This window comes from Micromonospora sp. NPDC048169 (assembly GCF_040652815.1).
Taxonomy (GTDB): Bacteria; Actinomycetota; Actinomycetes; order Mycobacteriales; family Micromonosporaceae; genus Micromonospora.
On sequence record NZ_JBEZMS010000004.1, the window covers coordinates 133,611 to 159,464 of the forward strand.

Annotated in this window: 24 protein-coding genes; 16 read left to right on the top strand and 8 right to left on the bottom strand. The window is 72.5% G+C overall.

What is annotated here, in order from left to right:
* The first annotated feature begins 65 nt into the window (after nt 1-65).
* The 3 genes from AB0D28_RS05565 (at nt 66) to AB0D28_RS05575 (ending at nt 3,514) form a co-directional block, all read left to right on the top strand.
* Nucleotides 66-1,421 carry a hemolysin family protein gene (locus AB0D28_RS05565; RefSeq protein ID WP_357382543.1) on the top strand — a complete coding sequence of 452 codons (1,356 nt, stop codon included), beginning with the start codon at nt 66-68 and terminating at the stop codon, nt 1,419-1,421.
* On the top strand, nt 1,418-2,482 hold the full coding sequence (locus tag AB0D28_RS05570) for a hemolysin family protein (protein WP_357382545.1): 1,065 nt from the start codon (nt 1,418-1,420) through the stop codon (nt 2,480-2,482). The genes AB0D28_RS05565 and AB0D28_RS05570 overlap by 4 nt, the downstream gene beginning before the upstream one ends.
* 102 nt (nt 2,483-2,584) lie before the next feature.
* On the top strand, nt 2,585-3,514 hold the full coding sequence (locus tag AB0D28_RS05575) for a sporulation protein (RefSeq protein WP_357382547.1): 930 nt from the start codon (nt 2,585-2,587) through the stop codon (nt 3,512-3,514).
* A gap of 74 nt (nt 3,515-3,588) precedes the next feature.
* Here AB0D28_RS05575 and leuE read toward each other — a convergent pair whose 3' ends face one another.
* Together leuE and AB0D28_RS05585 are read right to left on the bottom strand one after the other, a co-directional pair.
* Nucleotides 3,589-4,251, bottom strand: a complete 663-nt coding sequence (leuE, locus tag AB0D28_RS05580) for a leucine efflux protein LeuE (RefSeq protein ID WP_357382549.1) — start codon at nt 4,249-4,251, stop codon at nt 3,589-3,591.
* Nucleotides 4,248-5,495: a bifunctional pyridoxamine 5'-phosphate oxidase family protein/GNAT family N-acetyltransferase gene (locus AB0D28_RS05585; RefSeq protein ID WP_357382551.1), complete on the bottom strand. Its 1,248-nt coding sequence runs from the start codon at nt 5,493-5,495 to the stop codon at nt 4,248-4,250. Before AB0D28_RS05585 ends, leuE begins: the two co-directional genes overlap by 4 nt.
* A gap of 38 nt (nt 5,496-5,533) precedes the next feature.
* Between AB0D28_RS05585 and AB0D28_RS05590 the strand changes: the two genes are divergently transcribed.
* Nucleotides 5,534-6,871: an aminotransferase class I/II-fold pyridoxal phosphate-dependent enzyme gene (locus AB0D28_RS05590; protein WP_357382553.1), complete on the top strand. Its 1,338-nt coding sequence runs from the start codon at nt 5,534-5,536 to the stop codon at nt 6,869-6,871.
* A gap of 80 nt (nt 6,872-6,951) precedes the next feature.
* Entirely contained in the window at nt 6,952-7,650 is a 699-nt protein-coding gene (locus tag AB0D28_RS05595) for a UdgX family uracil-DNA binding protein (protein ID WP_357382555.1), read from the top strand.
* 1 nt (nt 7,651) lies between these two features.
* On the opposite strand, the gene AB0D28_RS05600 is transcribed toward AB0D28_RS05595, so the two are convergent.
* Nucleotides 7,652-8,308, bottom strand: a complete 657-nt coding sequence (locus AB0D28_RS05600; protein WP_357382557.1) for a 4a-hydroxytetrahydrobiopterin dehydratase — start codon at nt 8,306-8,308, stop codon at nt 7,652-7,654.
* 82 nt (nt 8,309-8,390) lie between these two features.
* On the opposite strand from AB0D28_RS05600, the gene AB0D28_RS05605 reads away from it, so the two are divergent.
* The 8 genes from AB0D28_RS05605 to rny all read left to right on the top strand — a co-directional run bounded on the left by AB0D28_RS05605 (nt 8,391) and on the right by rny (nt 16,804).
* Nucleotides 8,391-8,915 (top strand): hypothetical protein, encoded by a 525-nt coding sequence (locus AB0D28_RS05605; protein ID WP_357382559.1) that lies wholly within the window; start codon nt 8,391-8,393, stop codon nt 8,913-8,915.
* 20 nt (nt 8,916-8,935) lie between these two features.
* Nucleotides 8,936-10,078, top strand: a complete 1,143-nt coding sequence (locus AB0D28_RS05610; RefSeq protein WP_357382561.1) for an acyl-CoA dehydrogenase family protein — start codon at nt 8,936-8,938, stop codon at nt 10,076-10,078.
* Nucleotides 10,079-10,147: 69 nt separating this feature from the next.
* Nucleotides 10,148-11,446: an MFS transporter gene (locus tag AB0D28_RS05615; RefSeq protein WP_357382563.1), complete on the top strand. Its 1,299-nt coding sequence runs from the start codon at nt 10,148-10,150 to the stop codon at nt 11,444-11,446.
* Nucleotides 11,447-11,450: 4 nt separating this feature from the next.
* Nucleotides 11,451-11,651: a DUF3046 domain-containing protein gene (locus AB0D28_RS05620; RefSeq protein WP_073830228.1), complete on the top strand. Its 201-nt coding sequence runs from the start codon at nt 11,451-11,453 to the stop codon at nt 11,649-11,651.
* Nucleotides 11,652-11,836: 185 nt separating this feature from the next.
* Complete coding sequence (gene recA / locus AB0D28_RS05625; RefSeq protein WP_013284729.1) at nt 11,837-12,886, top strand: recombinase RecA; 1,050 nt, start codon at nt 11,837-11,839, stop codon at nt 12,884-12,886.
* 11 nt (nt 12,887-12,897) lie between these two features.
* Complete coding sequence (locus AB0D28_RS05630) at nt 12,898-13,590, top strand: regulatory protein RecX (protein ID WP_357382566.1); 693 nt, start codon at nt 12,898-12,900, stop codon at nt 13,588-13,590.
* A 49-nt stretch (nt 13,591-13,639) separates the two neighbouring features.
* Nucleotides 13,640-14,344, top strand: a complete 705-nt coding sequence (locus AB0D28_RS05635; RefSeq protein WP_357382568.1) for a 3-keto-5-aminohexanoate cleavage protein — start codon at nt 13,640-13,642, stop codon at nt 14,342-14,344.
* 693 nt (nt 14,345-15,037) lie between these two features.
* On the top strand, nt 15,038-16,804 hold the full coding sequence (gene rny, locus AB0D28_RS05640) for a ribonuclease Y (RefSeq protein WP_357382570.1): 1,767 nt from the start codon (nt 15,038-15,040) through the stop codon (nt 16,802-16,804).
* 67 nt (nt 16,805-16,871) lie between these two features.
* Here the strand turns inward: rny and AB0D28_RS05645 are convergent, their stop codons facing one another.
* From AB0D28_RS05645 to AB0D28_RS05660, 4 genes are all read right to left on the bottom strand, one after another.
* Entirely contained in the window at nt 16,872-17,750 is an 879-nt protein-coding gene (locus AB0D28_RS05645) for an amino acid ABC transporter permease (RefSeq protein ID WP_357382572.1), read from the bottom strand.
* Nucleotides 17,747-18,403 carry an amino acid ABC transporter permease gene (locus AB0D28_RS05650; protein WP_357382574.1) on the bottom strand — a complete coding sequence of 219 codons (657 nt, stop codon included), beginning with the start codon at nt 18,401-18,403 and terminating at the stop codon, nt 17,747-17,749. Before AB0D28_RS05650 ends, AB0D28_RS05645 begins: the two co-directional genes overlap by 4 nt.
* Nucleotides 18,404-18,481: 78 nt before the next feature.
* A complete protein-coding gene (locus AB0D28_RS05655) occupies nt 18,482-19,417 on the bottom strand; it encodes a glutamate ABC transporter substrate-binding protein (protein ID WP_357382575.1) in 936 nt (311 codons plus the stop codon).
* Nucleotides 19,418-19,469: 52 nt separating this feature from the next.
* Nucleotides 19,470-20,225: an amino acid ABC transporter ATP-binding protein gene (locus tag AB0D28_RS05660; RefSeq protein ID WP_357382577.1), complete on the bottom strand. Its 756-nt coding sequence runs from the start codon at nt 20,223-20,225 to the stop codon at nt 19,470-19,472.
* Between the two features lie 198 nt (nt 20,226-20,423).
* Between AB0D28_RS05660 and selD the strand changes: the two genes are divergently transcribed.
* The 3 genes from selD (at nt 20,424) to miaB (ending at nt 23,865) form a co-directional block, all read left to right on the top strand.
* Nucleotides 20,424-21,413 carry a selenide, water dikinase SelD gene (selD, locus tag AB0D28_RS05665; protein WP_357382579.1) on the top strand — a complete coding sequence of 330 codons (990 nt, stop codon included), beginning with the start codon at nt 20,424-20,426 and terminating at the stop codon, nt 21,411-21,413.
* Between the two features lie 213 nt (nt 21,414-21,626).
* A complete protein-coding gene (locus AB0D28_RS05670) occupies nt 21,627-22,106 on the top strand; it encodes a hypothetical protein (RefSeq protein ID WP_357382581.1) in 480 nt (159 codons plus the stop codon).
* 259 nt (nt 22,107-22,365) lie between these two features.
* On the top strand, nt 22,366-23,865 hold the full coding sequence (miaB, locus tag AB0D28_RS05675) for a tRNA (N6-isopentenyl adenosine(37)-C2)-methylthiotransferase MiaB (RefSeq protein WP_357382583.1): 1,500 nt from the start codon (nt 22,366-22,368) through the stop codon (nt 23,863-23,865).
* Between the two features lie 98 nt (nt 23,866-23,963).
* Here the strand turns inward: miaB and AB0D28_RS05680 are convergent, their stop codons facing one another.
* Nucleotides 23,964-25,586, bottom strand: a complete 1,623-nt coding sequence (locus AB0D28_RS05680; RefSeq protein WP_357382585.1) for a cellulase family glycosylhydrolase — start codon at nt 25,584-25,586, stop codon at nt 23,964-23,966.
* Nucleotides 25,587-25,854: the final 268 nt, after the last annotated feature.

The following is a 25,854-nucleotide window of genomic DNA, read 5'->3' on the forward strand; positions in this document are numbered from 1 at the left end:
AGTAGCCGGCCGGGTCATACCCGGCGAATTCCCTCCCCGACGACCCCGGGAGCCCTGAACCTCCCGTGCTGATCCTCGTCGGTCTCCTTCTCATCACCGTCCTCACCGCCGCCACCGGTTACTTCGTGGCCCAGGAGTTCGGTTACGTCGCCGTCGACCGGGGCAAGCTCAAGCAGCTCGCCGACGGTGGCGACCGTGCCGCGGCCCGGGCCCTGGAGGTGACCGGGCGGCTCTCGTTCATGCTGTCCGGCGCGCAGCTCGGCATCACCGTGACCGCCCTGCTGGTCGGTTACGTCGCCGAGCCGTACCTGGGCGCCGGGCTGGCCGACCTGCTCGGCCTGGCCGGCCTGTCCAGCTCGTTGTCGCTGCCGCTGTCGGTGGCCCTCGCCCTGATCATCGCCACAGTGGTGCAGATGGTCCTCGGTGAGCTGGCCCCGAAGAACCTGGCCATCGCGCGGGCCGAGCCGCTCGCCCGGGCGCTGTCCCGGTCCACCCTGATGTACCTGAAGATCGCCGGTCCGCTGATCACCCTGTTCGACCGGGCCGCCGTACGGCTGCTCCGCCGGATCGGCATCGAGCCGATCGAGGAGCTGCCCAGCGGCGCCACCCCGCAGGACCTGGAACAGATCATCGCCGAGTCCCGGGAGGAGGGGCATCTCGACGCCGAGATGTCCGACCTGCTGGACCGGGGTCTGGACTTCCGGGAGCTGACCGCCGGGGAGGCGATGGTGCCCCGGGTCGACGTGCACACCGTCCGGGCCGACGAGCCGGTCAGCCGGATCGTCGAGCTGCTGGACACCGGCCACTCCCGGTTCCCGGTGAGCGGGGCCGAGGGCGTCGACGACCTGATCGGCGTGGTCGGCATCGCCGACGTGCTCGGGGTGCCCCCGGCGCAGCGCGCGACCACCCGGGTCGACGCGGTGGCCGTACCCCCGTTGCTGGTGCCCGAGACGCTGCCGCTGCCGACGGTGCTGGACCGCCTGCGGTCCGGGCACCGGCAGCTCGCCTGCGTGGTCGACGAGTACGGCGGCTTCGCCGGCGTGATCACGCTGGAGGACCTGGCCGAGGAGCTGGTCGGGCCGATCCGCGACGAGGACGACCCGCCGGACCGGGCCGCGGCCCGGCAGGAGGACGGCTCCTGGGTGGTGCCGGCGCGCTGGCGCATCGACGAGGTCGCCGACAGCACCGGCATCGAACTGCCCGAGGCGCCCGAGTACGACACGCTCTCCGGTCTGGTGATGCGGGAGCTGGGCCGGGTGCCCGAGGTCGGTGACCTGCTGGAGATCCCGGTTGCCACGGACGGCGACGGGTCGGCGGGCGGCCCGCGGGTGCTGGTCGAGGTGCTGGCGGTGGACCGGCACGTGGCCGACTCGGTGCGGCTGCGGCCCGCCGCCTCGGTGTCCGGGGAGGGTGCCGCATGAGCCCCGGGTTCGCGTTGATCTTCTCCGGGGTGCTGCTGGCGCTCAACGGGTTCTTCGTGGCCGCCGAGTTCGCGCTCGTGGCCTCCAAGCGGTACCGGCTGGAACAGGCGGCCGCTGGTGGCGGCCGGGCGGCCCGCGCGGCGCTGGACGGCGTCCGCGAGCTGAGCCTGATGCTGGCCGGCGCGCAGCTGGGCATCACGCTGTGCACCCTGGGTCTGGGCGCGCTGGCCGAGCCGGCCATCGAGCACCTGCTCAGCCCGCTGCTGCACGCGTTGGGCCTGCCCGAGGCGGTCAGCCACGTGGTGGCGCTGGTGTTCGCGCTGTCGCTCGTGACGTTCCTGCACCTGGTGGTCGGCGAGATGGCCCCGAAGTCGTGGGCGATCACCGACGCGGAGCGGTCGGCGATGCTGCTGGCGCTGCCGTTCCGGGCGTTCGCCCGGATCGTCCGGCCGGTGCTGTCCGTGCTCAACGGGCTCGCGAACGCGATGCTGCGCCTGTTCGGGGTGCAGCAGCAGGACCAGCTCGCCCAGGTGCACGGCCCGGACGAGCTGCGCATCCTGCTGGAGCAGTCCCGGGAACACGGGCTGCTCGGCGCCGAGCAGCACCAGTTGCTCAGCAGCATGCTGGAGCTCCAGGGCACCACCGTCGCCCAGGTGATGGAGCCGTTCGACCGGATCGTCACGGTGGGCCGCAGCGAGACCGCCGAGCGGATCGAGCACGTCTCCCGCGACAGCGGCCGCTCCCGGCTGGCGGTGGTCGACAGCGGTGGCGAGGTGTGCGGCCTGGTGCACGTACGCGAGGCCGTCCGCGCCGTCACCACCGGCCGCCCGGCGACCGCTGAGGAGCTGATGACCAACGCCTTCACGTTGCCGGCCGAGGCGTCGGTGACCGAGGCGGTGACCGCCATGCGGGCGCAGCAGGCGCAGCTCGCGCTGGTGAGCAACGGCGGTGGGCCGACCCGGCCGATCGGGTTCGTCGCGCTGGAGGACCTCCTGGAGGAGGTCATCGGCGAGTTCGACGACGAGACCGACCCGGTGCCGCGAGGCCGCCGGATGCGCTGACCGTCATGATCCATGCCGGCCCGGCGAGGTGGTGTCCCCATCTCGCCGGGCCGGCGTCCGTTCCGGCGGGCATGGCCGGGCGGGCAGCGGGAAAGCCCCGGCATGCGGTTGACCGGCGTGTCGCGGGACTCCGCCTGGACCGGGCTCTCGGTGAGCACCACGGTGCCCAACCCGAGCACCCGGCCGGGCCTGCGTCTGCCGGGCCGGGTGACGCTCAGCGCCGGCGGCTCGGACGTGCCGGTCCGGCACATCCGGCTCGGGCTGGTCACCCAGGTCGAACCGGAGGACCCGGAGGCGCCGCGCCGCCTGGTGCAGTTCCGGACGTGGACGATCGCGGGGCGGTTCGTGGTGCCGGCCGGGCGGCGGCGCGCTGTCGACTTCGCCGTGCCGCTGCCGTGGGAGTCGCCGGTGACCACGTACGGCGGGGTGCCGCTGTTGAGCCTGCGTACCGGGCTGCGCACCGAGGTGTCGGTGGACCCGGAGGCGGACCAGGGCGCGATGGTGCCGGTGCTGATCCACCCGCTGCCCACGCAGGAGCACGTGCTCGCCGCGCTGGACACGCTCGGCTTCGCGATCCGGCAGGCGGGGCTGCGGGACGGCCGGCTGCCGGGCGTGGAGCAGACGCTGCCGTTCCAGCAGTGGTACGGCTTCTGGGCCGCCCCGCTCTATGCCGGCCCGATGACCGAACTCGAAATGATCATGCTGACCGACTCGGCCGGCACGGAAGTGCTGCTCTGGTTGGACCGGCGGCTCTCCCTGGCCGGGATCACCCACCAGAGCATCAGCCGGTTCCGGGTCTGGCACGCCGGCGCCGACAAACGGGACTGGGTGGCCACAGTGGACGGCTGGCTGCGGCATGCCATCGACAGGCACGCGGCAGCCGCCTCGCACGCCGACTGGTCGGCCACGATTCGCGAGTCGGCGCACGTCAGCCGCCGCCCCGACCGCCCGGTCGCGCCGGGTTACGGGCTCGGGGGTACGGCCGGCGGCGCGGGCATCGGCGGTGGTGGCGGAGGCGGCGACGGCACGTGAGCGTGTGCGCGTGCCTTGTTAAGAAGGGGCCCTTCCTCTACCGGAGGTGTTAATAGGGGCCCCTTCCTTACACCTCAGCCGGCGGCGAGCTTGAGGCTGAAGCCGAGGAACAGCACGGCGACAGCTGTGGTGCCGCTCGCGGCGAGCCGGCGGCGCTGCCGGAACTGGGCCGCCAGGTACGTGCCGGTGAAGATCAGCACGGTCAGGTAGAGCGCGCTGGCGACCTGGGCGATCAGCCCGAGCAGCAGGAACGACAGCGCCGGCCAGGCGTACCCGGGGTCGACGAACTGGATGAAGAACGACACGAAGAACAGGATCGCCTTCGGGTTGAGCAGGCTGATCACCAGCGCCTTCCGGAACGGCTCCCGCTGCCCGGCCGGCTCCACCTCGTCGATCAGGCGCGGCGTGGCCGGGTCGTTGCGGTCGCGCCAGCGCCGCCACGCGCCGCGCAGCATGGCCAGCCCCAGATAACCGAGGTACGCCGCGCCGGCGTACTTGATCACCAGGTAGAGCGGGGGATACGCCTGGAGCAGCGAGGCCACCCCGGCGGCGGAGAGGATCATCAGCACCGCGTCGCCGACGAACACTCCGGCGGCGGCCCGGTAACCGGTGGCCACGCCGCGACGGGCGGCGGTGGCCAGCACGAAGAGCGAGTTCGGGCCGGGCAGCAGCACGATCGCCACGGTGCCCAGCACGTACGTCCAGATGTCGGTGATCCCCAGCACGCCGGACATCATGACGCCGCGCCCGCCGTCGGGCGAAGCCTTTCCCGCAGGCTGACCTGTGCCGTCGGCCACTCCCGCGCGAGCATCGAGTACTGCACGGTGTCCCGCCAGGAGCCGTCGGCGCGCTGCTTGTGCTGCCGCAGCACGCCCTCCCGGCTTGCGCCGAGCCGTTCGATGGCCCGCTGGGAGCGTTCGTTGCGGATGTCGGTGTGCCAGACCACCCGGACCGCGTCCAGCTCGTCGAAGGCCCGGCCGAGCAGCAGCAGCTTCGCCTCGGTGTTCACGCCGGTACGCCACCACGGGCGGCCCAGCCAGGTGTAGCCGATCGCCAGCGAGCGGCGTACCGGGTCGATCTCGTAGTAGGAGGTCGTGCCGACCACCGCGCCGGTGGTGGCGCAGCGCTGCGCCCAGCACACCTGCTCGCCGCGTTCCTGCGCGTCCAGGTAGTCGGTGATGACCCGGCGCATCTCGGCGGCGTCGGCCGGCTGCGTGCCGCCCAGGTGCCGCCACACCTGCGGGTCGGCGGTGGCTGCGTACAGCTCGTCGGCGTGGGCGAGGTCGAGCGGCTCCAGCACCACGTGCTCGCCGCGCAGCGCCGCCGGCTCGTGCCACGGCGACCGGGCCGCCCGCAGGTACGCCGGCACCGGCGCGCTCACCCCCGGCGCCGGTTCGGGGCGGCCCGGCGTGAGCCGCAGCGGCACCACACCGGCCCAGTACGGCAGCGCCTCGTCGGCCGGCTCGTCGTTGACGCCGCCGGTGCGCATCCGTACCGACACCTCGCGCAGCGGCAGCGCCAGCACCGCCGTCTCGGCCAGCTCGCGCCGGTTCGGCGGGCGGCTGTCGGCGGACCGGCCGGCGGCCACCTTCTCCACCAGCGCGGTCATCACCCGCGCCTTCTCGCCGGCGTCCTCGACCAGCCGGGCGGTGCCGTGCGCCACCACCGACCGGTAGTTGGCGCTGTGGTGGAACTGGGAGCGGGCGTAGATCAGCCCGTCGAGGTGGGTGACGGCGACGCAGACCGGGAGACCGGCCTCGCCCCGGGCGGCCAGCAGCGGCCGGCTGCCGGTGGACCCGTGCAGGTAGAGCGTGTCGCCGACGCGCACGTGCAGGGTCGGCAGGATGCGCGGCTCACCGTCAACAGTGAACGACAGCGCGCAGTGGTACGCCTCGTCCAGCAGCGCGTGCGCGGTGGCGCGGTCGTAGTGCATCCGGTCGCGGGTGCGGGTGGCGGTGGTGCGGGCGGTCGGGGGGTACACGTGACATCCCACCTTTGTTCTAGTACAATCACTAAACTGTGGCAGCACATTATCAGATCGTCGGGTCCACCTCCGCCGCGATTTCGGCAAGCGTCGAATCCGGCATCCGCACCGGCGACCTGGCCCCCGGCGACCCCCTGCCCGCCGTCCGCGCGCTCGCCGCCGAGCTGGACGTCAGCCCGGCCACCGTCGCGAAGGCGTACCAGGAACTGCGGCAACGCGGCCTGGTCGCGACCGCCGGCCGGCACGGCACCCGGGTCCGCCCCCGCCCGCCGGTCGCCGCCCGCCGCGCCGCCCTGCTGCCCCCACCGCTGCCCGGCGGCCGTGACCTCTCCGCCGGCCAGCCCGACCCCCGGCTGCTGCCGCCGCTCGGCCCGCACCTCGCCGCGCTCGCCGCCGAGATCGGACCCCCCGGCGGGTACGCGACCGACGCCGTGCTGCCCGACCTGGCCGCCCTGGCCCGGGAGCGGCTCGCCGCCGATCGCGTGCCGGCCGGCGAGCTGACAGTCACCGGCGGGGCGCTCGACGGCATCGAACGGCTGCTCGCCGCCCACCTGCGCCCCGGCGACGCGGTGGCGGTGGAGGACCCGGGCTGGGCCAACCTGCTCGACCTGATCGCGGCGCTCGGCCTGCGTACCGTCGGGGTGCCGGTGGACGACGAGGGCCCCACAGTGGGCGGCGTCCGGGCGGCGCTCGCCGCCGGGGTCCGGGCGCTCGTGGTGACCAGCCGGGCGCAGAACCCGACCGGCGCCGCGGTCTCCGCCGCCCGTGCCGACGCGCTGCGCACGCTGCTCGCCGGCCGGGCCGACCTGCTGCTGATCGAGGACGACCACGCCGCCGAGCTGGCCCGCGTACCCCTGCACCCGCTCGCCGGGGCGACCCCGGCGTGGGCCTTCGTCCGGTCGGTGAGCAAGCCCTACGGGCCCGACCTGCGGCTCGCGGTGCTGACCGGCGACGAGGCCACTGTGGCCCGGGTGGCCGGGCGCGCGCGGGTCGGCGCCGGCTGGGTGTCCACAGTGCTGCAACGCCTGGTCGTGTCGCTCTGGCGCGACCCGGCCACCGCCGGTCTGGTGCGGCGCGCGGCGGACAGCTACGACAGGCGGCGCGACGGGCTGGTCGAGGCGCTGGCCGAGCGCGGGGTGACCGCGTACGGGCGCACCGGGATCAACGTCTGGGTGCCGGTGCCCGACGAGACGGTGGCGGTCACGACCCTGCGCGACGCCGGGTGGGCGCTCGCCCCCGGCGGCCTGTACCGGATCGCCGCCGACCCCGCCGTGCGCGTCTCGGTGAGCGCGCTGGACGAGGCCGACATCCCCGCGCTGGCCGACGCGCTCACCGCCGGAAGGAAGGGCCCCCTCTTAACGCATTCGGTATAGGAAGGGCCCCTTTTTAACACCTCCGGACAGCGCGGCGGGCCGCTCGCGTGCGCGCCGCCGAACGGGGTAGAACGATCGGCATGGCCGAGACCGAGAGCGCACCCGGCGCACAGGAGTTCATCCCGCCGTCGGCTGACACCATCGACGAGCTGCGCGCCGCGGCGGGCGACTGCCGGGGCTGCGAGCTGTACCGGGACGCCACCCAGACCGTCTTCGGCCGCGGCGACGAGCACGCCCGCCTGGTCTTCGTCGGCGAGCAGCCGGGCGACATCGAGGACCAGAAGGGGCTGCCGTTCGTCGGCCCGGCCGGGCGGCTGTTGCGCAAGGCCGTCGACGACGCGGCGCTCGACCCCGCCCAGATCTACCTGACCAACGCCGTCAAGCACTTCCGCTTCGAGCTGCGCGGCCGGCGGCGCATCCACCAGACCCCGGACCGCGTGCACGTCACCGCCTGCCGGCCGTGGCTGGTCGCCGAGTTCGCCCGGCTGCGCCCGGAGATCGTGGTGGTGCTCGGCGCCACCGCCGCCAAGGCGCTGCTCGGCCCGAGCTTCCGGGTGACGAAGCAGCGAGGTGAGCTGCTGCCCTGGCCCGCCGCCGCCCAGCATCCGGAGGACTTCGAGCGCGTGCCGGTCGACCGGACGGGCGCTGTCGCCGACGCCCCGGCGGCCCGGCTGCTCGCCACCATCCACCCGTCGGCGGTGCTGCGCGCCGACAACCAGGACGTGGCCTACGAGGGCCTGGTCGCCGACCTGAAGGTGGCCGCGAAGGCGCTGCGCTGAGTCAGGAGCGCTGCTGCCAGGTGCAGAGGCAGACCCGGTTGCCGTCCGGGTCGGCGAGTACCCAGAAGCTCGGCGCCTCCGCGTCGCTGACCAGCGTGCCGCCGGCCGCCAGCGCGGCGGCGATGCGCGCGTCCACCTCGGCCGGGTCGACCCACACGTCCGGGTGCCACCGCTGCCGGGGCTCGTCCCGGCCGGAGCGCTGGAACCAGACAGTCGGCAGCACGCCGTCCGGGTCGCGTACCTCGTCGTCGTCCGGGCCCCGGCCGCCCGGTGCCTGCCAGGTCAGGACCGCCCGCCAGAACGGCAGCACCGCCGCGTGCGCCGGGGTGTCCAGCGCGAGTTCCAGGCGGGCCAGCCCGGCCGCCGACAGGGTGAGCCCGGCGTCCGCGGCCAGCCCCGAGATGAACCGGGCCAGCCGCAGGTCACGCTGGGTCACGCCGCCCGCGTCGTGCGACCAGAGCCGCACGTCCACGTGGGTGTAGCGCAGGTCCAGATCGGGATGGTGATCGACCCGCTCGGCCTCCGCGCCGACCGCGGCCACCAGCGCCATCCCGGCCGCGAAATCGGGGGTACGGATGCGCGTCTGCAACGCCCCCAGCAGGTACGTCCACCCGTCCAGCCCGGCCTCGGCGACCTGTTTCCCCGTGAGTGTGCTCATCCGGCCATCCTGGCGTGCCGCACGTCCGCCCGCCACCGTCCACAGGGGATTACCGGACGGCGCGCGAGGGTACGGCTCCGGCATGGCGGAACCCCGACCTCGCGTGGCGTTTCTCCGGTTCGGCGCTCCCGGCCCCTACGTGATCTCCATGGCGTTCGCCGGAGTCGCCTGGCTGGCCATCCGGCTCTGGGATCGGGACGAGTCCGTACAGGTAGCGGTGCTCGACGCCGGTCTGCACGGGGTGATCTACGGGCTCATGTTCTTCATGCTGAACTGGTTTCAGAAACCAGGCGCCGCCGAGGCGGAGCGGGCCGCCGCCTGGGCGGTCACCGAGACCGGGCTGCGCCGGGGCGAGCCGCCCGTCGACGAGGCGGGACGCGCGGCGGTGGCGGACAACCTTCCGGTGGTACGCCGGGGAGCGCTGTTCGGGGCCGCCGGTGGCGTCCTGCTGCTCGGCCCGCTGATCGTGCTCGCGATCCGCACCGGGTGGGAATCCGCCGCCGTCGGGTTCGGGATCGTCCTGGTCGCGATCCTGGCCGAGGCCGTCCGCACCGGCCTCCGGGAGCGCCGGCTACGAGCGGCGCTCGCCCCTGTCCGGGGCGGCTGAGCGGTGTCAGACTTGCCGCCATGGAGCAGCATCTCTACGAGCCCGTCCACGACGAGTTCCGCGACCTGTGCCGTCGGTTCCTCGCCCGGGAGGCGGTGCCGCACCACGAGCAGTGGGAGGCCGACGGGATCGTCGACCGGCAGGTGTGGCGGGCCGCCGGCGCGGCCGGGCTGCTCGGCCCGGACGTCGACCCGGAGTACGGCGGCGGCGGGCAGCGCGACTTCCGGTTCAACGCGGTGCTGGACGAGGAGATCGTCGCCGCCGGGTGCACCGGTCTGGGGTTCGGGCTGCACAACGACGTGGTCGCCCCGTACCTGACCGAGCTGACCACCGGCGACCAGCGCAAGCGGTGGTTGCCGGGCTTCTGCTCCGGCGACCTGGTCACCGCCATCGCGATGAGCGAGCCGGGCGCGGGCAGCGACCTGGCGGGCATCCGCACCACCGCGGTCCGCGACGGCGACAGCCTGGTCCTCAACGGGCAGAAGACGTTCATCACGAACGGTGAGATGGCCGACCTGGTGGTCGTGGTGGCCAAGACCGCGCCGGACCAGGGCGCGCACGGGGTGAGCCTGGTCGTGGTGGAGAGCGGCACGCCCGGCTTCAGCCGGGGCCGCCGCCTGGCGAAGGTGGGCCTGAAGGCCAACGACACCGCCGAGCTGTTCTTCGACGACTGCCGGGTGCCGGCGGAAAACCTGATCGGCACCGAGAACCACGGCTTCTACCACCTGATGGCCAACCTGCCCCGGGAGCGGCTGAGCATCGCCGTGGCAGCGGTGGCGGCGTGCGAGAAGCTGCTCGCGCTCACCATCGAGTACGCCCGTTCCCGGGAGGCGTTCGGGCGGCCGATCGGCCGGTTCCAGCACAACCGGTTCCTGCTGGCCGAGCTGGACACCGAGGTCACCATCGCGCGGACGTTCGTCAACCACTGCGTCACCGAGTTCAACGCGGGCCGCCTCTCGGTGACCGACGCGGCGAAGGCCAAGTGGTGGACCACCGAGTTGCAGACGAAGGTCGCCGACCGGTGCGTGCAGTTGCACGGCGGCTACGGCTTCATGGCGGAGTACCCGGTGGCGAAGGCGTGGCTGGACAGCCGGGTGCAGACCATCTACGGCGGCACCACCGAGATCATGAAGGAGATCATCGGCCGGGGTCTCGGCCTGTAGCCGAACCGGGTGCCGGTCGGCCGGACCGGTGCGGGAGGATGGGACACCCATCCCCACCAGGAGCGCAGCATGTCCGTCGACCTGACCGCGCCGGCCCCGCCCCGGCCGGATGTCGCCCGCGTCCAGCGGCGTACCGTCCGGCTGCTGTTCCTCACCCAGATCATCGGCGGCATCGGCGTCACCATCGGCATCTCGGTCGGCGCGCTGCTCGCCGCCCGGGTCGCCGGCACCGCGCTGGCCGGGCTGGCGCAGAGCGCCGGAGTGGTCGGCGGCGCACTGCTGGCCATCCCGGTCACCCGGCTCATGGCCGCGCGCGGCCGGCGGCCGGGGCTGGTCCTCGCGTACCTGGCCGGCGCGGTGGGCGGCGTGCTGGTGGTGGTCGCCACCGTGACCGGCGCGGTGCCGTTGCTCTTCGCCGGCATGCTGCTGTTCGGCGGCGGCACGGCGGCCAACCTCCAGGCCCGCTACACGGCCGTGGACCTGGCCGAGCCGCACCGCCGGGGGCGGCAGCTCTCGATGGTGGTCTGGGCCACCACCATCGGCGCGGTGGCCGCGCCGAACTTCGCCGCGCTCGCCGACGACACCACCCGGGGCTGGGGTCTGCCGGCGCTGTCCGGGCCGTTCGCCTTCAGCGCCGTCGCGTTCACGCTGGCCGCCGTCGTCATCCTGGTCCTGCTCCGGCCGGACCCGCTGCTCACCGCGCGCCGGCTGGCGGTGGCCGAGCCGGTGCCGGACGCCGCGCCCGCGGCCACCCGCCGCGGGGGCATGGTCGCCGCGTGGCGCACGGTACGCCGCAGGCCGGCCGCGCGCCTCGGCATCGCCGCTGTCGCGGTGGGTCACCTGGTGATGGTCGCGGTGATGTCGATGACCCCGGTGCACCTCGGCGAGTGGCACTCCGACGAGGACGTGCTGCCGGTGGTCGGCCTGGTGCTGAGCCTGCACATCGCCGGCATGTACGCGCTGTCGCCGGTGGTGGGGTGGCTCACCGACCGGTTCGGCCGGCGCCCGGTGATCCTCGGCGGGGTGGCGCTGCTGCTGGCCGCGTGCGCGGTCTCCGGCACCGCCGGGCACGACACACCGCTGCTGTCGGTGGGGCTGACGCTGCTCGGGCTGGGCTGGTCGGGCACGATGGTGGCGGGCTCGACGCTGCTGTCGGAGTCGGTGCCGACCGCCGACCGGCCCGGCGTGCAGGGCCTGTCCGACCTGCTCATGGGGCTGGCCGGGGCGGGCGCGGCGGCGGCGAGCGGGTTCGTCATGCGGGCCGTGGGGTACCCGACGCTCACCCTGCTGTCGGCGATCGCCGTGGTGCCGCTGGTGGCGCTGGCGCTGCGCCGTCCCGCCACGGCACCACTCGACGAGGAGGACTGAACACGTGCGGCTGACCGACTTCTGGACGCGGCTGGAGGAGGCGTTCGGGCCCGGCTACGCGGCCAGCATCGCCAGGGACCAGGTGCTGTCCCAGCTCGACGGGCGGACCATCGAGCAGGCCCTCGCCGCCGGTGAGCAAACGCACGTGGTGTGGCGCGCCGTGGTCGCCGCGTATCCCGACCGGGTGCCCGCCCGGCTACGCTGAGCAGCCTTTTCGTCGATCCCGCGTGTCGCTTGCCCAGTCGTACACCTGTTCGGCTATTGTCCACAGCGGGGTGCTCGTCCACAGCTCACGGCCCGTCGGCTGGTTTTCTGTCGGACCCAGCGCCTAGCGTGTCCCGCGTGACGCGAAGCTCAGGAAAGACGCCGGCGAAGGCAGGGGTGGCAACGATGGCAGCAGGGCCTGACCGGGAGAAGGCGCTCGACCTTGCTCTCGCTCAGATCGACAAGCAGTTCGGCAAGGGTTCGGTGATGCGCCTGGGGGAGCGGCCCGTCGTGCAGACGGCCGTCATCCCGACCGGCTCCATCGCGCTCGACGTGGCGCTCGGCGTGGGCGGTCTGCCCCGCGGCCGGGTGGTCGAGATCTACGGTCCGGAGTCCAGCGGTAAGACCACCGTCGCGCTGCACGCGGTCGCAAACGCCCAGCGGGCCGGCGGCATCGCCGCGTTCATCGACGCGGAGCACGCGCTCGACCCGGAGTACGCGCGGGCCCTCGGCGTCGACACCGACGCCCTGCTGGTCTCGCAGCCGGACACCGGCGAGCAGGCGCTGGAGATCGCGGACATGCTGGTCCGCTCCGGCGCTATCGACATCATCGTGATCGACTCGGTGGCGGCCCTGGTGCCGCGCGCCGAGATCGAGGGCGAGATGGGCGACAGCCACGTCGGTCTCCAGGCCCGGCTGATGAGCCAGGCGCTGCGGAAGATCACCGGTGTGCTCAACAACACCGGCACCACCGCGATCTTCATCAACCAGCTCCGCGAGAAGATCGGCGTGATGTTCGGCAGCCCGGAGACCACCACCGGTGGCCGGGCGCTGAAGTTCTACGCCTCGGTCCGGCTCGACGTGCGCCGCATCGAGAGCCTCAAGGACGGCACCGACGTGGTCGGTAACCGCACCCGGGTCAAGGTCGTGAAGAACAAGGTCGCCGCGCCGTTCAAGCAGGCCGAGTTCGACATCATGTACGGCAAGGGCATTTCCCGTGAGGGCTCGCTGATCGACGTCGGCGTGGAGCAGGCGATCATCCGCAAGTCCGGCGCCTGGTACACCTACGACGGTGACCAGCTCGGCCAGGGCAAGGAGAAGGCCCGCGAGTTCCTCCGCGAGAACCCGGACGTGGCGGCCGAGATCGAGAAGAAGATCCTGGAGAAGCTCGGCGTCGGCACCGGTGGTGCGGGCGACGCCGCCGGTGGCCCGGAACTGCCGCCGGTCGACTTCTGATCCGCTGACCCGTGGCAGGACGACGCGCCCGTACGGGCCGGGGCTGGGATGCCGGCCCACCCCGTACGGGCGACGCCACAGGCACGCCCCGGCCCCGCCGGGGGCGCCGTGATCGCGCGGCGGAGCCCGATGCTGGGGAGGCTCCGGCTCCGCCGCGCGACGAGGCCGAACTGGCCCGGGAGATCTGCCTGCGGCAGCTCGCGGTGCGTCCGCGTACCCGGGCCGAGCTGGCCGGCGCGCTGGCCCGTCGCGGCATCTCCGAGGAGGTCGCCGAGCAGGTCCTCGACCGCTACGACGAGGTGGGCATCGTCGACGACGCCGCCTTCGCCCGTGCCTGGGTGAGCAGCCGGCACGCCGGCCGTGGGCTGGCCCGCCGGGCGCTCGCCAACGAGCTGCGCCAGCGCGGCGTCGACGGCGAGGTCGCCGGCGCCGCCCTGGACGGGCTGGACGAGGAGACCGAGGCGGAGACCGCCCGTGCCCTGGTGGAGCGCAAGCTGCGCAGCGCCCGGGGCGAGCCGGACGCGGTGTTCCGCCGCCTGGTCGGGATGCTGGCGCGCAAGGGCTACCCGCCCGGGGTGGCGATCCGGGCGGTGAAGGACGCGCTGGCCGCGCAGAGCGCCGAGGCGGCCGAGTTCGCCGAGCACATCGACGCCGACGCGATGGCCGACGCCGAACACGACCTCGACTCCCGCCGGCTCGACTGACCGACTGGCCGCCCGGGTCGCGGCTTCCGTCCCGAGGAGAGGCACACCAGTGCTGAAGGCGTGTCTCAACGGCACACGACGGCGGGACGAGCACCCCGCCGTGCCGCTCACCCCGGCGGAACTGGCCGCCGACGCGGTGCGCTGCGCGGCCGCCGGGGTGGCGGCGGTGCATGTGCACCCGCGCGACGACACCGGCGCCGAGTCGCTCGGCCCGGCGGTGATCGCCGCAGCCGTCACCGCCATCCGGGCCGCCCGGCCCGGCCTGCCGGTCGGGGTGAGCACCGGCGCCTGGATCGTCCCCGACCCGGCCGAGCGGGTCGCCGCCGTCCGCGCCTGGACGGTGCTGCCCGACTTCGCCTCGGTGAACGCCCACGAACCGGGAGCGGCGGAGGTCGCCGCCGCCCTGGGTGAGCGTGGCGTGATGGTCGAGGCCGGTCTCTGGACCCCGGCGGCTGTCGACGCCTGGCGCCGCTGGTCCGCGCCCACCGGACGGATCCTCGTGGAGTGCGTGGCCGAGCAGGTCGAGACGGCGCTCGCCGACGCCGCGGCGATCCTGGCCGCGCTGCCCGGCGGGCACCCGCCGGTGCTGCTGCACGGCGAGGGCCCCGCCACCTGGCCGGTGTACGCCGAGGCGGTCCGGCGGGGCCTGCACACCCGGATCGGCCTGGAGGACACGTTGCTGCTGCCCGACGGCACCCCTGCTCCCGACAACGCCGCGCTGGTGACCACCGCCCTGACCACCACCGCCCGCTGATTCACCCGGCCAGGGCGGTGATCAAGGAGTTTGTGTCGCTCGGGGGGTCGTGGGTGGACGTCAACTCCTTGATCACCGGGGGTGGGAGGGTGGAGTGGCGGCCTGCGCAGGGGAGTGGATCATGAGCGTGGGAGGGTATGGGCAGGTCGGGAGGTCAAGTCGCGGGAGTGAGGGTGAGGTTTGTCCGGGGGTGTCCGGCATCTGGACACCACTGAGTGACGCGGCAACTTCTCTCCGTCCGGGTGGTTTGATCATGACTCCTTGACCGAACGGCACCTCGCGACCTAGCCTCGCCATACAGGCTCACTTTGCCCGACCAGCGCAGGCTAAGCGCACAACATAGATCTCGTAACAGAACAGCATCACTTTGGCCAGCTACACCGGCCCTTGACGGGCGCTCCGGACCCTTCGGAGCCTCCGACAACTGCAACCGGCCGCCAGCGGTGCCCTCACGGGGACACCGCCGACGGAAAGCTGCCCACAGCCAGCCGCTCCGGTCGGGCGTCCAGAGCCGCAGGCGCGTGTCCTTCACGCGTGCTGCGGCGCCGACGTTCAGGGGGAGGCGGCCATGGCAGGGCGGCACAGGTTCACCGGCGGACTGCCACACGGCCCCTCCGCGACGGGCGACACGCCCCGTACCGCCACCGGGCCCCGGCGGGCGGGCGTGTCCGCGTGCCGGTTCGGAGCGGCCGGATGAGCGCCTTCGACATCGTCCTCCTCGTGGTCGTGCTGCTGCTCGTCGCGGTGGTGGTCGGCGCCGTGCTGTTCGGCGTGCGTACCCTCAAGCGGCTCAGCCTGGCACCCGCGCCGGAGGACCCGGCCTTCATCGCGGAGAAGGACCGGCAGGAGCAGTCCCTCGCGGCGTTGCGGACCGCCGCCGACGAGGTGAACAGCACGATCGACGTGGCGAAGTCCGCCGCCTCCGCGGCCCGGGCCGAGGCGGCCGCCGCCAAGGCCGAGGCGAAGGCCGCCCGGGCCGAGGCGCGGCGGGTGCTCGACGACGCCCGGGCCGAGGCCGACACGGTGCTGGAGCGGGCGCACAAGCAGGCCGAGGCGGACGCCGAGCAGTTGCGTACCGCAGCGCGGCGTAGCGGCGAGCGGGAGGTGGCGGTGCTGGCCGCCACCACCCGGGAGCAGGCGGCCGAGGTGGAACGCCGCGCCGCCCGGATGGACGAGCGGGAGCGGCTGCACACCGAGGAGGTGGAACGGCTCGCCGAGCGCGAGCGGCAGCTCACCGCCGCCACCGCGGCCCTGGCCGTCCGGGAGGCCGCACTGGCCGAGCGGGAGCGGGCGCTGACCGAGGTGGAGGAGCAGCGCCGCCGGGAGCTGGAGCGGGTGGCCGGGCTGACCGCCGACGCGGCCCGCGCCGAGCTGGTCGAGTCGATCGAGGGGCAGGCGAAGCGGGAGGCCGCGCTGCTGGTCCGGGAGATCGAGGCAGACGCCCGGGGCAGCGCCGAGCAGCGCGCCCGCAACATCGTGGTGGACGCCATCCAGCGGGTCGCCAGCGAGCAGACCGCCGAGAGCGTGGTCAGCGTCCTGCACCTGCCCGGCGACGAGATGAAGGGGCGCATCATCGGCCGGGAGGGGCGCAACATCCGCGCCTTCGAGTCGGTCACCGGCGTCAACCTGATCATCGACGACACCCCCGAGGCCGTGCTGCTGTCCTGCTTCGACCCGGTACGCCGGGAGGTCGGCCGGGTCACGCTGGAGAAGCTGGTCCTCGACGGCCGGATCCACCCGCACCGGATCGAGGAGGTGTACGACCTGGCCCGGCAGGAGGTGGAGGAGCTGTGCCACCGGGCCGCCCAGGACGCGCTGGTCGAGGTGGGCATCACCGAGATCCACCCGGAGCTGGTCACCCTGCTGGGCCGGTTGCGCTACCGCACCTCGTACGGGCAGAACGTGCTCAAGCACCTGGTGGAGAGCGCGCACATCGCCGGGGTGATGGCCGCCGAGCTGCGGCTGGACGTGCCGACGATCAAGCGGTGCGCGTTCCTGCACGACATCGGCAAGGCGCTCACCCACGAGGTGGAGGGCAGCCACGCGATCATCGGCGCGGACGTGGCCCGCAAGTACGGCGAGAGCGAGGACGTGGTGCACGCCATCGAGGCGCACCACAACGAGGTGCCGCCGCAGACCATCGAGGCGGTGCTGACCCAGGCGTCGGACGCCTGCTCGGGCGGGCGGCCGGGGGCGCGGCGGGAGAGCCTTGAGGCGTACGTCAAGCGGCTGGAGCGGATCGAGGAGATCGCGGCCGGCAAGCTGGGCGTGGAGAAGGTCTTCGCCATGCAGGCGGGCCGCGAGATCCGGGTGATGGTCAAGCCGGACGACGTGGACGACATCGGCGCGGCGGTGCTGGCGCGGGACGTGGCCAAGCAGATCGAGGAGGAGCTGACCTACCCGGGGCAGATCCGGGTGACAGTGGTGCGCGAGTCGCGGGTCACCGAGATCGCCCGCTGATCCAGCGGCAGGACGGGAAACGGGCGGGTGGGGAAGAACCCCACCCGCCCGTTTCGCGTCCGCCGGCTCAGACCAGCCGCGTGGCGCCGGTCCCACCGTCGGTCTGCGTCGACGCCACCGGCTTGGCGGCGCTGCGCGGCAGCCGGGTCAGCCGCTTCTGCAGCCACCAGGCCAGCACCGACAGCAGGCCGCAGATGCTGATGTAGATGGCCGCGACGATGAGGTACGTCGGCACGTACGGCAGGCCGAAGGCCAGCCGGCCGCCGATCTGCTTGCCCACGAACAGCAGCTCCGGGTACGTGATGATGAAGCCGAGCGCGGTGTCCTTGAGCAGCACGACGAGCTGGCTCACGATCGCCGGGAGCATCGACCGGAACGCCTGCGGCAGCAGGATCAGCCGCAGCACCTGGTTCTTGCGCATGCCCACCGCGTACGCGCCCTCGGACTGCCCGTACGGCACGGCGTTGATGCCGGCGCGGAAGATCTCCGCCAGCACCGAGCCGTTGTAGAGGGTCAGCCCGATGACCAGCGCCCAGAACTTGTCGATCGGCCAGCCGTACTGCAACGGCACGTAGTAGCCGAAGAAGATCAGGATCAGCAGCGGGATCGCGCGGAACAGCTCCACCACGAACGTGGCCGGAGCGCGGAACAACACCTTGTCGCTGAGCCGGGCGCTGGCGAAGAACGCGCCGAACAGCAGCGCCAGCACGGTGGCGACGGCGGCGACCTTCAGCGTCGCCCAGAGGCCGTTGAGTAGTTCCCGCTGCACGGCCGCGTACTGGAACTGCTCCCACTTGCGGGCCTCGAACTGGCCGGTCTGGTCGAACTTGTAGACCACGAAGGCGAGCAGCGCGACGATCGCGGCGATCGCGACGATGCCGAGGATCCGGTTGCGCAGCCGGGCCTTCGGGCCGGGGATGTCGTAGAGGACGCTGCTGCTGCTCATCGGGCCACCGCCCACTTGCGCTCGAGGAACCGCTGGAGCACCACCAGCGGGAGGATCAGGATGAGGAAGCCGATCACGATCCAGGTGAGCACGACGAACTGCGGCTCACCCCGTTCCGACATGTACGCCGGGATGGCGCCCGCTTCCAGCACCGAGAAGCCGGCGGCGATCGTGGTGTTCTTCAGCATGGCGATGAGCACGCTCATCATCGGCGGGACCATGGCCCGCAGCGCCTGCGGCAGCACGATCAGCGTGAGCACCTGGCCGAACGTCATGCCCAGCGCCCGCGCGGCCTCGGCCTGCCCGGTGGCCACAGTGTTCACGCCGGAGCGGATCACCTCGCAGATGAACGCCGACGTGTAGGCGATCAGGGCGATGCAGGCGCTGTTGAAGTAGTCGATGTTCACGTCCAGCTTCGGCACCGCGAAGACGAGGAACGCGAACACCAGCGTCAGCGGGGTGTTGCGGACCAGGTTGACGTACGTGGCGCCGAACGCGCGCAGCGCGGGGACCGGGGACACCCGCATCGCGCCGAGCAGTGTGCCGAGGACGAGACTGCCCACGCCGGCGATCAGGAACAACTTGACTGTGTTGTAGAACCCGTCGCGGAACAGGCTCGCGTTGTCCGTCAGGACGCGGAAGAACTCGCCCATACCTCGCTCTCACTCTCTCCAGACGGGACCGGGCGGGGAGGACGACCTCCCCGCCCGGCCCGACGTCGGTGCGGACCGTCAGTACCGCTCGAGCTGCGGCGGGGTGGCCGGCGAGCCGGACTTGCCGAGCGTGCCGTCGTAGACCTTCTTCCAGGTGCCGTCGGTGAACGCGGCCTCGATCTGGTTGTTCACGTAGTCACGCAGCGCCTTGTCGTCCTTGGGCAGGCCGATGCCGTACTTCTCGGTGCTGAACGGCTGGCCGACGACCTTGAGCTCGTCCGGGTTCTGCGCGGCGTAGCCCTTGAGGATGGCGTCGTCGGTGGTCACCGCGTCGACCTTCTTGTCGAGCAGCTGCGAGACGCACTCGGAGTAGGTCTTGAACTCGACGATGTTCTCGCCCTCGGTCAGGCCCTCGTCGCGGATCTTCTGGATCGGCGTGGAGCCGGTGACCGAGCAGACCTTCTTGCCCTTGAGGGTGTCCTTGCCGGTGATCGACGACTCGTCCTTGCGGACCAGCAGGTCCTGGCCGGCGACGAAGTACGGGCCGGCGAAGGAGACGTCGTTCTTGCGCTTGTCGGTGATCGAGTACGTGCCGACGTAGTAGTCGATCTCGCCACCCTTGATGGCGGTCTCCCGGTTGGCGGAGGCGATCTCCTTGTACTCGATCTTCGCCGGGTCGACGCCGAGCGTGCTGGCGACGTACTGGGCGATCTCGATGTCGAAGCCGCAGCGCTTGCCCTGGGCGTCCTTGTAGCCGAGGTTCGGCTGGTCGAACTTGACGCCGATGACGACCTTGCCGGCCGACTTGATCTTCTCGAAGGCCGGGCTGCCGGCGACGTTGGCGTCCGCCTTGGGGGTGAAGGTCACGCCCGAGCTGCTGCAGCTGTCGCCCTGGGCGCCGCCGCTGGCGTTGCCGCCGCCGCTGGGGGCGGGGTCCCCCTCCTTGCCGCAGGCCGCCGCGGACAGGGCGAGCGAAGCCATCATGGCCACCGCCGCCACGCGCTTGAAACGCATACTCATTCTCCTTCTTCGATGGGGCCGACGTGGCGGCTCCACATACGGGCGCTCAGTGAGTGAGGATCTTGGAGAGGAAGTCCTTGGCCCGCTCGCTGCGCGGGTTCGCGAAGAACTCGGCCGGCGGCGCGTCCTCGACCAGCTTGCCGTCGGCCATGAAGATGACCCGGTTGGCCGCGTGCCGGGCGAAGCCCATCTCGTGGGTGACCACGACCATGGTCATGCCCTCGCGGGCCAGCGACGTCATCACGTCCAGCACCTCGCCGACCATCTCCGGGTCCAGGGCGCTGGTCGGCTCGTCGAACAGCATCGCCTTGGGCTGCATCGCCAGCGCGCGGGCGATCGCCGCCCGCTGCTGCTGGCCGCCGGAGAGCTGCGCGGGGTACTTGTCGGCCTGGTTCGCGATGCCGACGCGCTCCAGCAGCGCCAGCCCGCGCTCACGGGCCGCGGCCGGCTTCTCCTTGCGGACCTTGACCGGCCCCAGCGTGACGTTCTCCAGGATGGTCTTGTGCGCGAAGAGGTTGAACGACTGGAACACCATGCCGACCTCGCTGCGCAGCTTGGCCAGGGGCTTGCCCTCGGCCGGCAGCGGCTGGCCGTCGAAGGTGATGGTGCCGTTGTCGATCGGCTCCAGCCGGTTGATGGTGCGGCAAAGCGTCGACTTCCCCGAGCCGGACGGGCCGATGACCACGACCACCTCGCCCCGTTCGACGGAGAGGGACACGTCGTCGAGCACGTGCAGCGGCCCGAACCACTTGTTGACCCCGTCGAGCACGATCAGCGGGTCGCCCGTCGTCACGTCGTCCACCGTCCCTGTCGTCCATGGCGGAATTCGGGTGTCGGTCGACCCCCGGTTGGGCAACTGTAGGCGGCGTGATGTGGCAGAACGCAACTCAGATGGTCACGGAGCGGTAACACCGATCACCGGCGTACCGGCCCGTCCGAATTTCGTCACCGTCGGGTGGGCCGACTGGCGCCGTCGCCGCAGGCGGGAGATCATGAGGCGATGATCGACGCGATCCGGCTGACCGACTACGCCCGCGGTGGCGGCTGCGCCTGCAAGATCCCACCGGGCGAACTGGAGGCGATGGTCGCCGGTCTCGGCGCCACCGGCGGCTCGGCCGACCTGCTGGTCGGCCTGGAGAACGGCGACGACGCCGCGGTGGTCCGGCTGGACGAGCGGACCGGCCTGGTCAGCACCGCCGACTTCTTCACCCCGGTGGTCGACGACGCCTACGACTGGGGGCGCATCGCCGCCGCGAACGCGCTCTCCGACGTGTACGCGATGGGCGGCACCCCGCTTGTCGCGCTCAACCTGCTCTGCTGGCCGCGCGGCGTACTGCCGCCGGAGATGGCCCGCGAGGTGCTGCGCGGCGGTCTGGACGTGGCCCGGGAGGCGGACTGCCACCTGGCCGGCGGGCACAGCGTGGACGACGACGGCCCGAAGTACGGACTGGCGGTCACCGGCGTGGTCCGGCCGGACGAGCTGATCACGCTCGACGCCGGGCGGGCCGGCCTGCCGCTGTCGCTGACCAAGCCCCTCGGGGTGGGCGTGCTCAACACCCGGCACAAGCAGACCGGGCAGCGCTTCCCGGAGGCGGTCGATTCGATGGCCAGCCTCAACCGGGACGCGGCCCGCGCGGCGATCGCCGCGGGCATCCGCTGCGGCACCGACGTGACCGGCTTCGGCCTGCTCGGGCACGCCTCGAAGCTGGCCCGCGCGAGCCGTCTGACGGTGGCGATCGACGCGGCGGCGGTGCCGTACCTGCCGGGTGCGCGGGAGGCGCTGCGCGACGGGTTCGTCAGCGGCGGCACCCGGCGCAACCTGGAATGGGTCACCCCGTGGACCGACTTCGGCGGCGCCGACGAGGGGGAGCGGCTGTTGCTGGCCGACGCGCAGACCTCCGGTGGCCTGCTGGTCGCCGGTGAGGTGCCGGGCGGCACGGTGATCGGTGAGCTGCTGCCGGCCTCGGAGCACCGGATCCGGGTCCGCTAGAGCCGCGACTCGCGGCGTGGCCGGGCCGCCGGCGCGGCACCGTACCCGATAAACTGTCATCTTCCAGCTACTCTGGGCAACGTCGCCCGAGGGAATTTTGCCCGGAATGGTCACAGACCGGTAACTTGCGCCCGGCTGAGGGCAAATGCCCTCCACCATCGTCAGTAAGGCCCGATCCGGAGGCCGGTGGAACGAGCGCAGCGAGGAGGCGGCATGACCGAGCTGTGGAACTGGAGAATCGACGGCGGCGAGCCGGTGGAGGTCTACCCGGCGCTGGCCGAGGCGCTCGGCCGGGTGGTGATGCCCATGGCCGTCGCCGACCCGGTCCGGCTCCCCGCGTACGCGGTGGTCTGCGACGTGTGGGAGGCGCCCGGGCTGTACGGCACCGTGGTCGACTGTTACGGCGTGCCCGAGAGCCTGGCCGAGCTGCCCGCGCTCGCGGCGCTGGCCCGGCTGATGGGCCGCAACTGCCTGATGCGTGACGACACGCTAGACGCCGGCCGGCACCTGCTTGTCGCGCCGGACGGCACGATCCGCCCGGTGCACTTCGACGTGGCCGACACCGACGACGGCGAGGTGCTCAGCCACCACCGGCTCTGCACACAGGCCGACCCGCGCTGCCGGGGCTGGTCGCAGTGCCACCGCTCCCGCTGGGCCCCCGACTCGGTCGCCCCGGCGCTCGCCGCCGCCTGAGCGCGGCCACGCCGCCGGGTGAAGGCCGGGCCCGCCGTGCCCGGCCGGCGGCGAGCGGGCGGCGGCCCGGCTCAGCCCCGGGCCGCCGGCTGCGGTCGCGCACCACGAGGCGGCGTCGCGGTGGCGGCGGCCACGGCGTCCACGTCGAACGCGGCGGTGTCGTGCCGCCGCTGGGGTGTGGAACCCGGAGATCTTCCGGACGTACCCGGCTCCGCCTCGTTCGAGCAGACCGGCACCACCCGGATACGCTGTCCGGGTCATGACTACCGCAGCCGCGGGCAGCCCGCGCACCTACCAGGTGCGTACGTACGGCTGCCAGATGAACGTGCACGACTCCGAGCGCATCTCCGGCCTCCTCGAAGACGCCGGGTACGTGCGCGCCGCCGAGGCCGACGATCAGCCCGACGTGGTGGTGTTCAACACCTGCGCGGTCCGGGAGAACGCCGACAACCGGCTCTACGGCAACCTGGGCCATCTGCGCCCCGTGAAGGCGAAGCACCCCGGGATGCAGATCGCGGTCGGCGGCTGCCTGGCACAGAAGGACCGCGGCGACATCGTCCGCAAGGCCCCCTGGGTGGACGTCGTCTTCGGCACGCACAACATCGGCTCGCTGCCGGCGCTGCTGGACCGGGCGCGGCACAACGCCGCCGCCGAGGTGGAGATCCTGGAGGCGCTGGAGGTCTTCCCCTCCACGCTGCCGACCCGGCGCGAGTCGACGTACGCCGGATGGGTCTCCATCTCCGTCGGCTGCAACAACACGTGCACGTTCTGCATCGTGCCGTCCCTGCGCGGCAAGGAGAAGGACCGCCGCCCCGGCGACATCCTCTCCGAGGTCCGCGCGCTGGTCGACTCCGGCGTGCTGGAGGTGACGCTGCTCGGGCAGAACGTCAACTCCTACGGCGTCGAGTTCGGCGACCGGTACGCGTTCGGCAAGCTGCTGCGCGCCTGCGGCGACATCGACGGTCTGGAGCGGGTGCGGTTCACCAGCCCGCACCCGAAGGACTTCACCGACGACGTGATCGCCGCGATGGCCGAGACGCCCAACGTCTGCCACTCGCTGCACATGCCGTTGCAGTCCGGCTCGGACGACGTGCTGCGGGCGATGCGCCGCTCGTACCGCTCGGAGCGTTACCTGGGGATCATCGAGAAGGTGCGGGCGGCGATGCCGGACGCGGCGATCACCACCGACATCATCGTCGGCTTCCCGGGCGAGACCGAGGCCGACTTCGTCCGCACCCTCGACGTGGTCCGGGAGGCGCGGTTCTCCTCGGCGTTCACGTTCCAGTACTCCAAGCGACCCGGCACCCCGGCCGCCACGATGGACGGGCAGCTGCCCAAGCAGGTCGTGCAGGAGCGTTACGAGCGGCTGATCGCCTGCGTCGAGGAGATCACCTGGGCGGAGAACAAGAAGCTGGTCGGGGAGACCGTCGAGGTCCTGGTGGCGGTCGGCGAGGGCCGCAAGGACGAGCGCACCGGCCGGATGTCCGGCCGGGCCCGCGACGGCCGGCTCGTGCACTTCGCCACAGGTGAGCTGGCCGGCCGGATCCGCCCCGGCGACGTCGTGCACACCACTGTCACGTACGCCGCCCCGCACCACCTCAACGCCGACGGAGCCCCGCTGGCGCACCGGCGTACCCCGGCCGGGGACGCGGCCGAGGCGGGACAGGTCCCGCGTACGCCCGGGGTGCTGCTCGGACTGCCGACGATCGGCGCGCCGGCCCCGTCACCGGCCCCCACCGGCGGCTGCGCCGCCCACTGACCGCCCCCGCGTAAGGAAGGGCCCCCTCTTAACACTCAGTGTTAAAAGGGGGCCCTTCCTCTACCACAGGCGTTAATAAGGGGCCCTTCCTTGCACGGTCAGCAAGCGGTGCCGTTGAGCCTGACCGTGGCGGGGGCGGCGGCGGTGCCGTTGGCGGTGAAGCCGACGGTGACCGACGCGCCCGGCGCCAGCGACGACGCCCAGGCCGGCGCGGCGGCGGTCACAGTGGTGCCGGACTGCGTGACAGTGGCGTTCCAGCCACTGGCGAGCGTCACCCCGGACGGCCAGGTCCAGGTGGCCGACCACGGGTTCACCGCCGCGGTGCCGGTGTTCTTCACCGTCAGTTCGCCCTGGAAGCCACCCGCCCAGGAGTTGATCTGCTTGTAGGTGGCGGTGCAGCCGCCGGTCACCGGAGGCGGCGGGGTGGTGGGCGCCGGCGAGGTGTTCGGGGTGCCGGTGGGGGACGGGCTGGTGGTGCCGCCACCGCCGGTCGGCGGGATCAGGTACGGCGTGAGGATGTCCTGCTTCGGCTGGTTGACAGTGGTCCAGTCGTCGTTGGCGATGCCGCCGGTGTCACCTGAGTTCGGGTTCCACGACCAGTACGTGAACGACATGCCGTTGACGCCGGTGCCGGTGTACGCCATCAGGTTCTGGAGCCAGATCTTGTCCTTGGGGTCCTGGAGCGTGGTGCCGAACTCGCCCATCATGATCGGCGCGATGTTCTGCTTGTAGAGGTAGCCCCAGTACTTGTCCCAGATGGCCGGCATGTTCGCCGGGTACGACGGGTCGTCGAACCACGCCTGGCGGTAGACCGAGGTGGCGTACTCGTGCGGCGAGTAGACCAGCCGGTTGGCCACGTTCAGCCGGACCGGGAACTGCCCGGCCTTGGACAGGTTGCCGCCCCACCAGCCGCAGTCCTCGTCGTTGCTGGGGTCGTTGTCCCAGACGTTCGACAGGCCGCCGCTCGGGCAGCTCACCCCCTCCACGAAGATCAGCCAGTTCGGCTGCATGCCGAGGATCGCGTTGCCGGCCCGCTCGGCGGCCAGCCGCCAGTCCCGGGCGGTGTCGCCGCAGCCCCAGCAGGCGCCGGTGGCGGCCGGGTTGGTGCCTTCGGCGTGCGGCTCGTTGTGCAGGTCCGCGCCGATCACAGTGGTGTTGCCGGCGTACCGCTGGGCCAGCGTCTTCCAGTCGTTGATCCAGGTCGCCTCGGAGACCGTCGAGGTGTACCAGAGCGGCGACTGCCCGGCCGACGTCGGCCGGTGCCGGTCCAGGATGACCCGCATCCCCTTGCTGCCCGCGTAGTCGATGACCTTGTCGAGGATCTGCAGCGGGGAGAGCCCGATCAGGTCCGGGTTGACGAAGTCGTTGATGCCGGTCGCTGTCGCGCCGGGCTTGAGCGCGTCGTTCGAGTACGGGATGCGCAGCGTGTTGTAGCCCAGCCGGGCCATGGTGTCGAGCTGGGAACGCCACGGGTTGCTCGACCACAGGCCGTGGAACGTCTTGTTGTCGGTCTCCATCCCGAACCAGTTGATGCCGGTCAGCCGGACTGTCGTGCCCGTACTGTCGACGATCTTGTTGCCGCTGGTGTGCAGGTAACCGGTGCCGGTGCCACCGGCCGCCGCGGCGGCCGGTGCGGTGGAGACGGCGGCGGCGACGAGAACGCCTGCTGCCGCGGTGGCGAGCGCCGTCAGGGCGCCGCCGAGGGCGGTGCGTCGGTGCATGGAAGCTCCACTTCGGATGCCCGCGCCGCGCAGGCGCCGCGGGCGGCAGGACCAGGAGGATCGGCCCGCTCCTCATCGAGTACGCGCGACAGCGCGCGCCGGGCCGGTCACGTGGACGGCCACTCGCGGAAATGCGCACCGGCGATCGTCGACGGCGTCTGTCAGCCGTCGATGCCCTCGTGCCGGTGCCGGAACCTGGCTCCGCCGCTCATTCTGATCAGCGCGCCTCGATGCGTCAACCCGGCGGCGGAAAGCCGGAGAGCCCCCG

What these genes read in the sequence shown, in the direction of transcription:
- AB0D28_RS05570 (WP_357382545.1), top strand. Translation starts at nt 1,418, where the DNA reads ATGAGCCCCGGGTTCGCGTTGATCTTCTCCGGGGTGCTGCTGGCGCTC.
- AB0D28_RS05575 (WP_357382547.1), top strand. Translation starts at nt 2,585, where the DNA reads ATGCGGTTGACCGGCGTGTCGCGGGACTCCGCCTGGACCGGGCTCTCG.
- leuE (WP_357382549.1), bottom strand. Translation starts at nt 4,251, where the DNA reads ATGATGTCCGGCGTGCTGGGGATCACCGACATCTGGACGTACGTGCTG.
- AB0D28_RS05595 (WP_357382555.1), top strand. Translation starts at nt 6,952, where the DNA reads ATGGCCGAGACCGAGAGCGCACCCGGCGCACAGGAGTTCATCCCGCCG.
- AB0D28_RS05600 (WP_357382557.1), bottom strand. Translation starts at nt 8,308, where the DNA reads ATGAGCACACTCACGGGGAAACAGGTCGCCGAGGCCGGGCTGGACGGG.
- AB0D28_RS05605 (WP_357382559.1), top strand. Translation starts at nt 8,391, where the DNA reads ATGGCGGAACCCCGACCTCGCGTGGCGTTTCTCCGGTTCGGCGCTCCC.
- AB0D28_RS05610 (WP_357382561.1), top strand. Translation starts at nt 8,936, where the DNA reads ATGGAGCAGCATCTCTACGAGCCCGTCCACGACGAGTTCCGCGACCTG.
- AB0D28_RS05615 (WP_357382563.1), top strand. Translation starts at nt 10,148, where the DNA reads ATGTCCGTCGACCTGACCGCGCCGGCCCCGCCCCGGCCGGATGTCGCC.
- recA (WP_013284729.1), top strand. Translation starts at nt 11,837, where the DNA reads ATGGCAGCAGGGCCTGACCGGGAGAAGGCGCTCGACCTTGCTCTCGCT.
- rny (WP_357382570.1), top strand. Translation starts at nt 15,038, where the DNA reads ATGAGCGCCTTCGACATCGTCCTCCTCGTGGTCGTGCTGCTGCTCGTC.
- AB0D28_RS05645 (WP_357382572.1), bottom strand. Translation starts at nt 17,750, where the DNA reads ATGAGCAGCAGCAGCGTCCTCTACGACATCCCCGGCCCGAAGGCCCGG.
- AB0D28_RS05650 (WP_357382574.1), bottom strand. Translation starts at nt 18,403, where the DNA reads ATGGGCGAGTTCTTCCGCGTCCTGACGGACAACGCGAGCCTGTTCCGC.
- AB0D28_RS05655 (WP_357382575.1), bottom strand. Translation starts at nt 19,417, where the DNA reads ATGCGTTTCAAGCGCGTGGCGGCGGTGGCCATGATGGCTTCGCTCGCC.
- selD (WP_357382579.1), top strand. Translation starts at nt 20,424, where the DNA reads ATGATCGACGCGATCCGGCTGACCGACTACGCCCGCGGTGGCGGCTGC.
- AB0D28_RS05670 (WP_357382581.1), top strand. Translation starts at nt 21,627, where the DNA reads ATGACCGAGCTGTGGAACTGGAGAATCGACGGCGGCGAGCCGGTGGAG.
- miaB (WP_357382583.1), top strand. Translation starts at nt 22,366, where the DNA reads ATGACTACCGCAGCCGCGGGCAGCCCGCGCACCTACCAGGTGCGTACG.
- AB0D28_RS05680 (WP_357382585.1), bottom strand. Translation starts at nt 25,586, where the DNA reads ATGCACCGACGCACCGCCCTCGGCGGCGCCCTGACGGCGCTCGCCACC.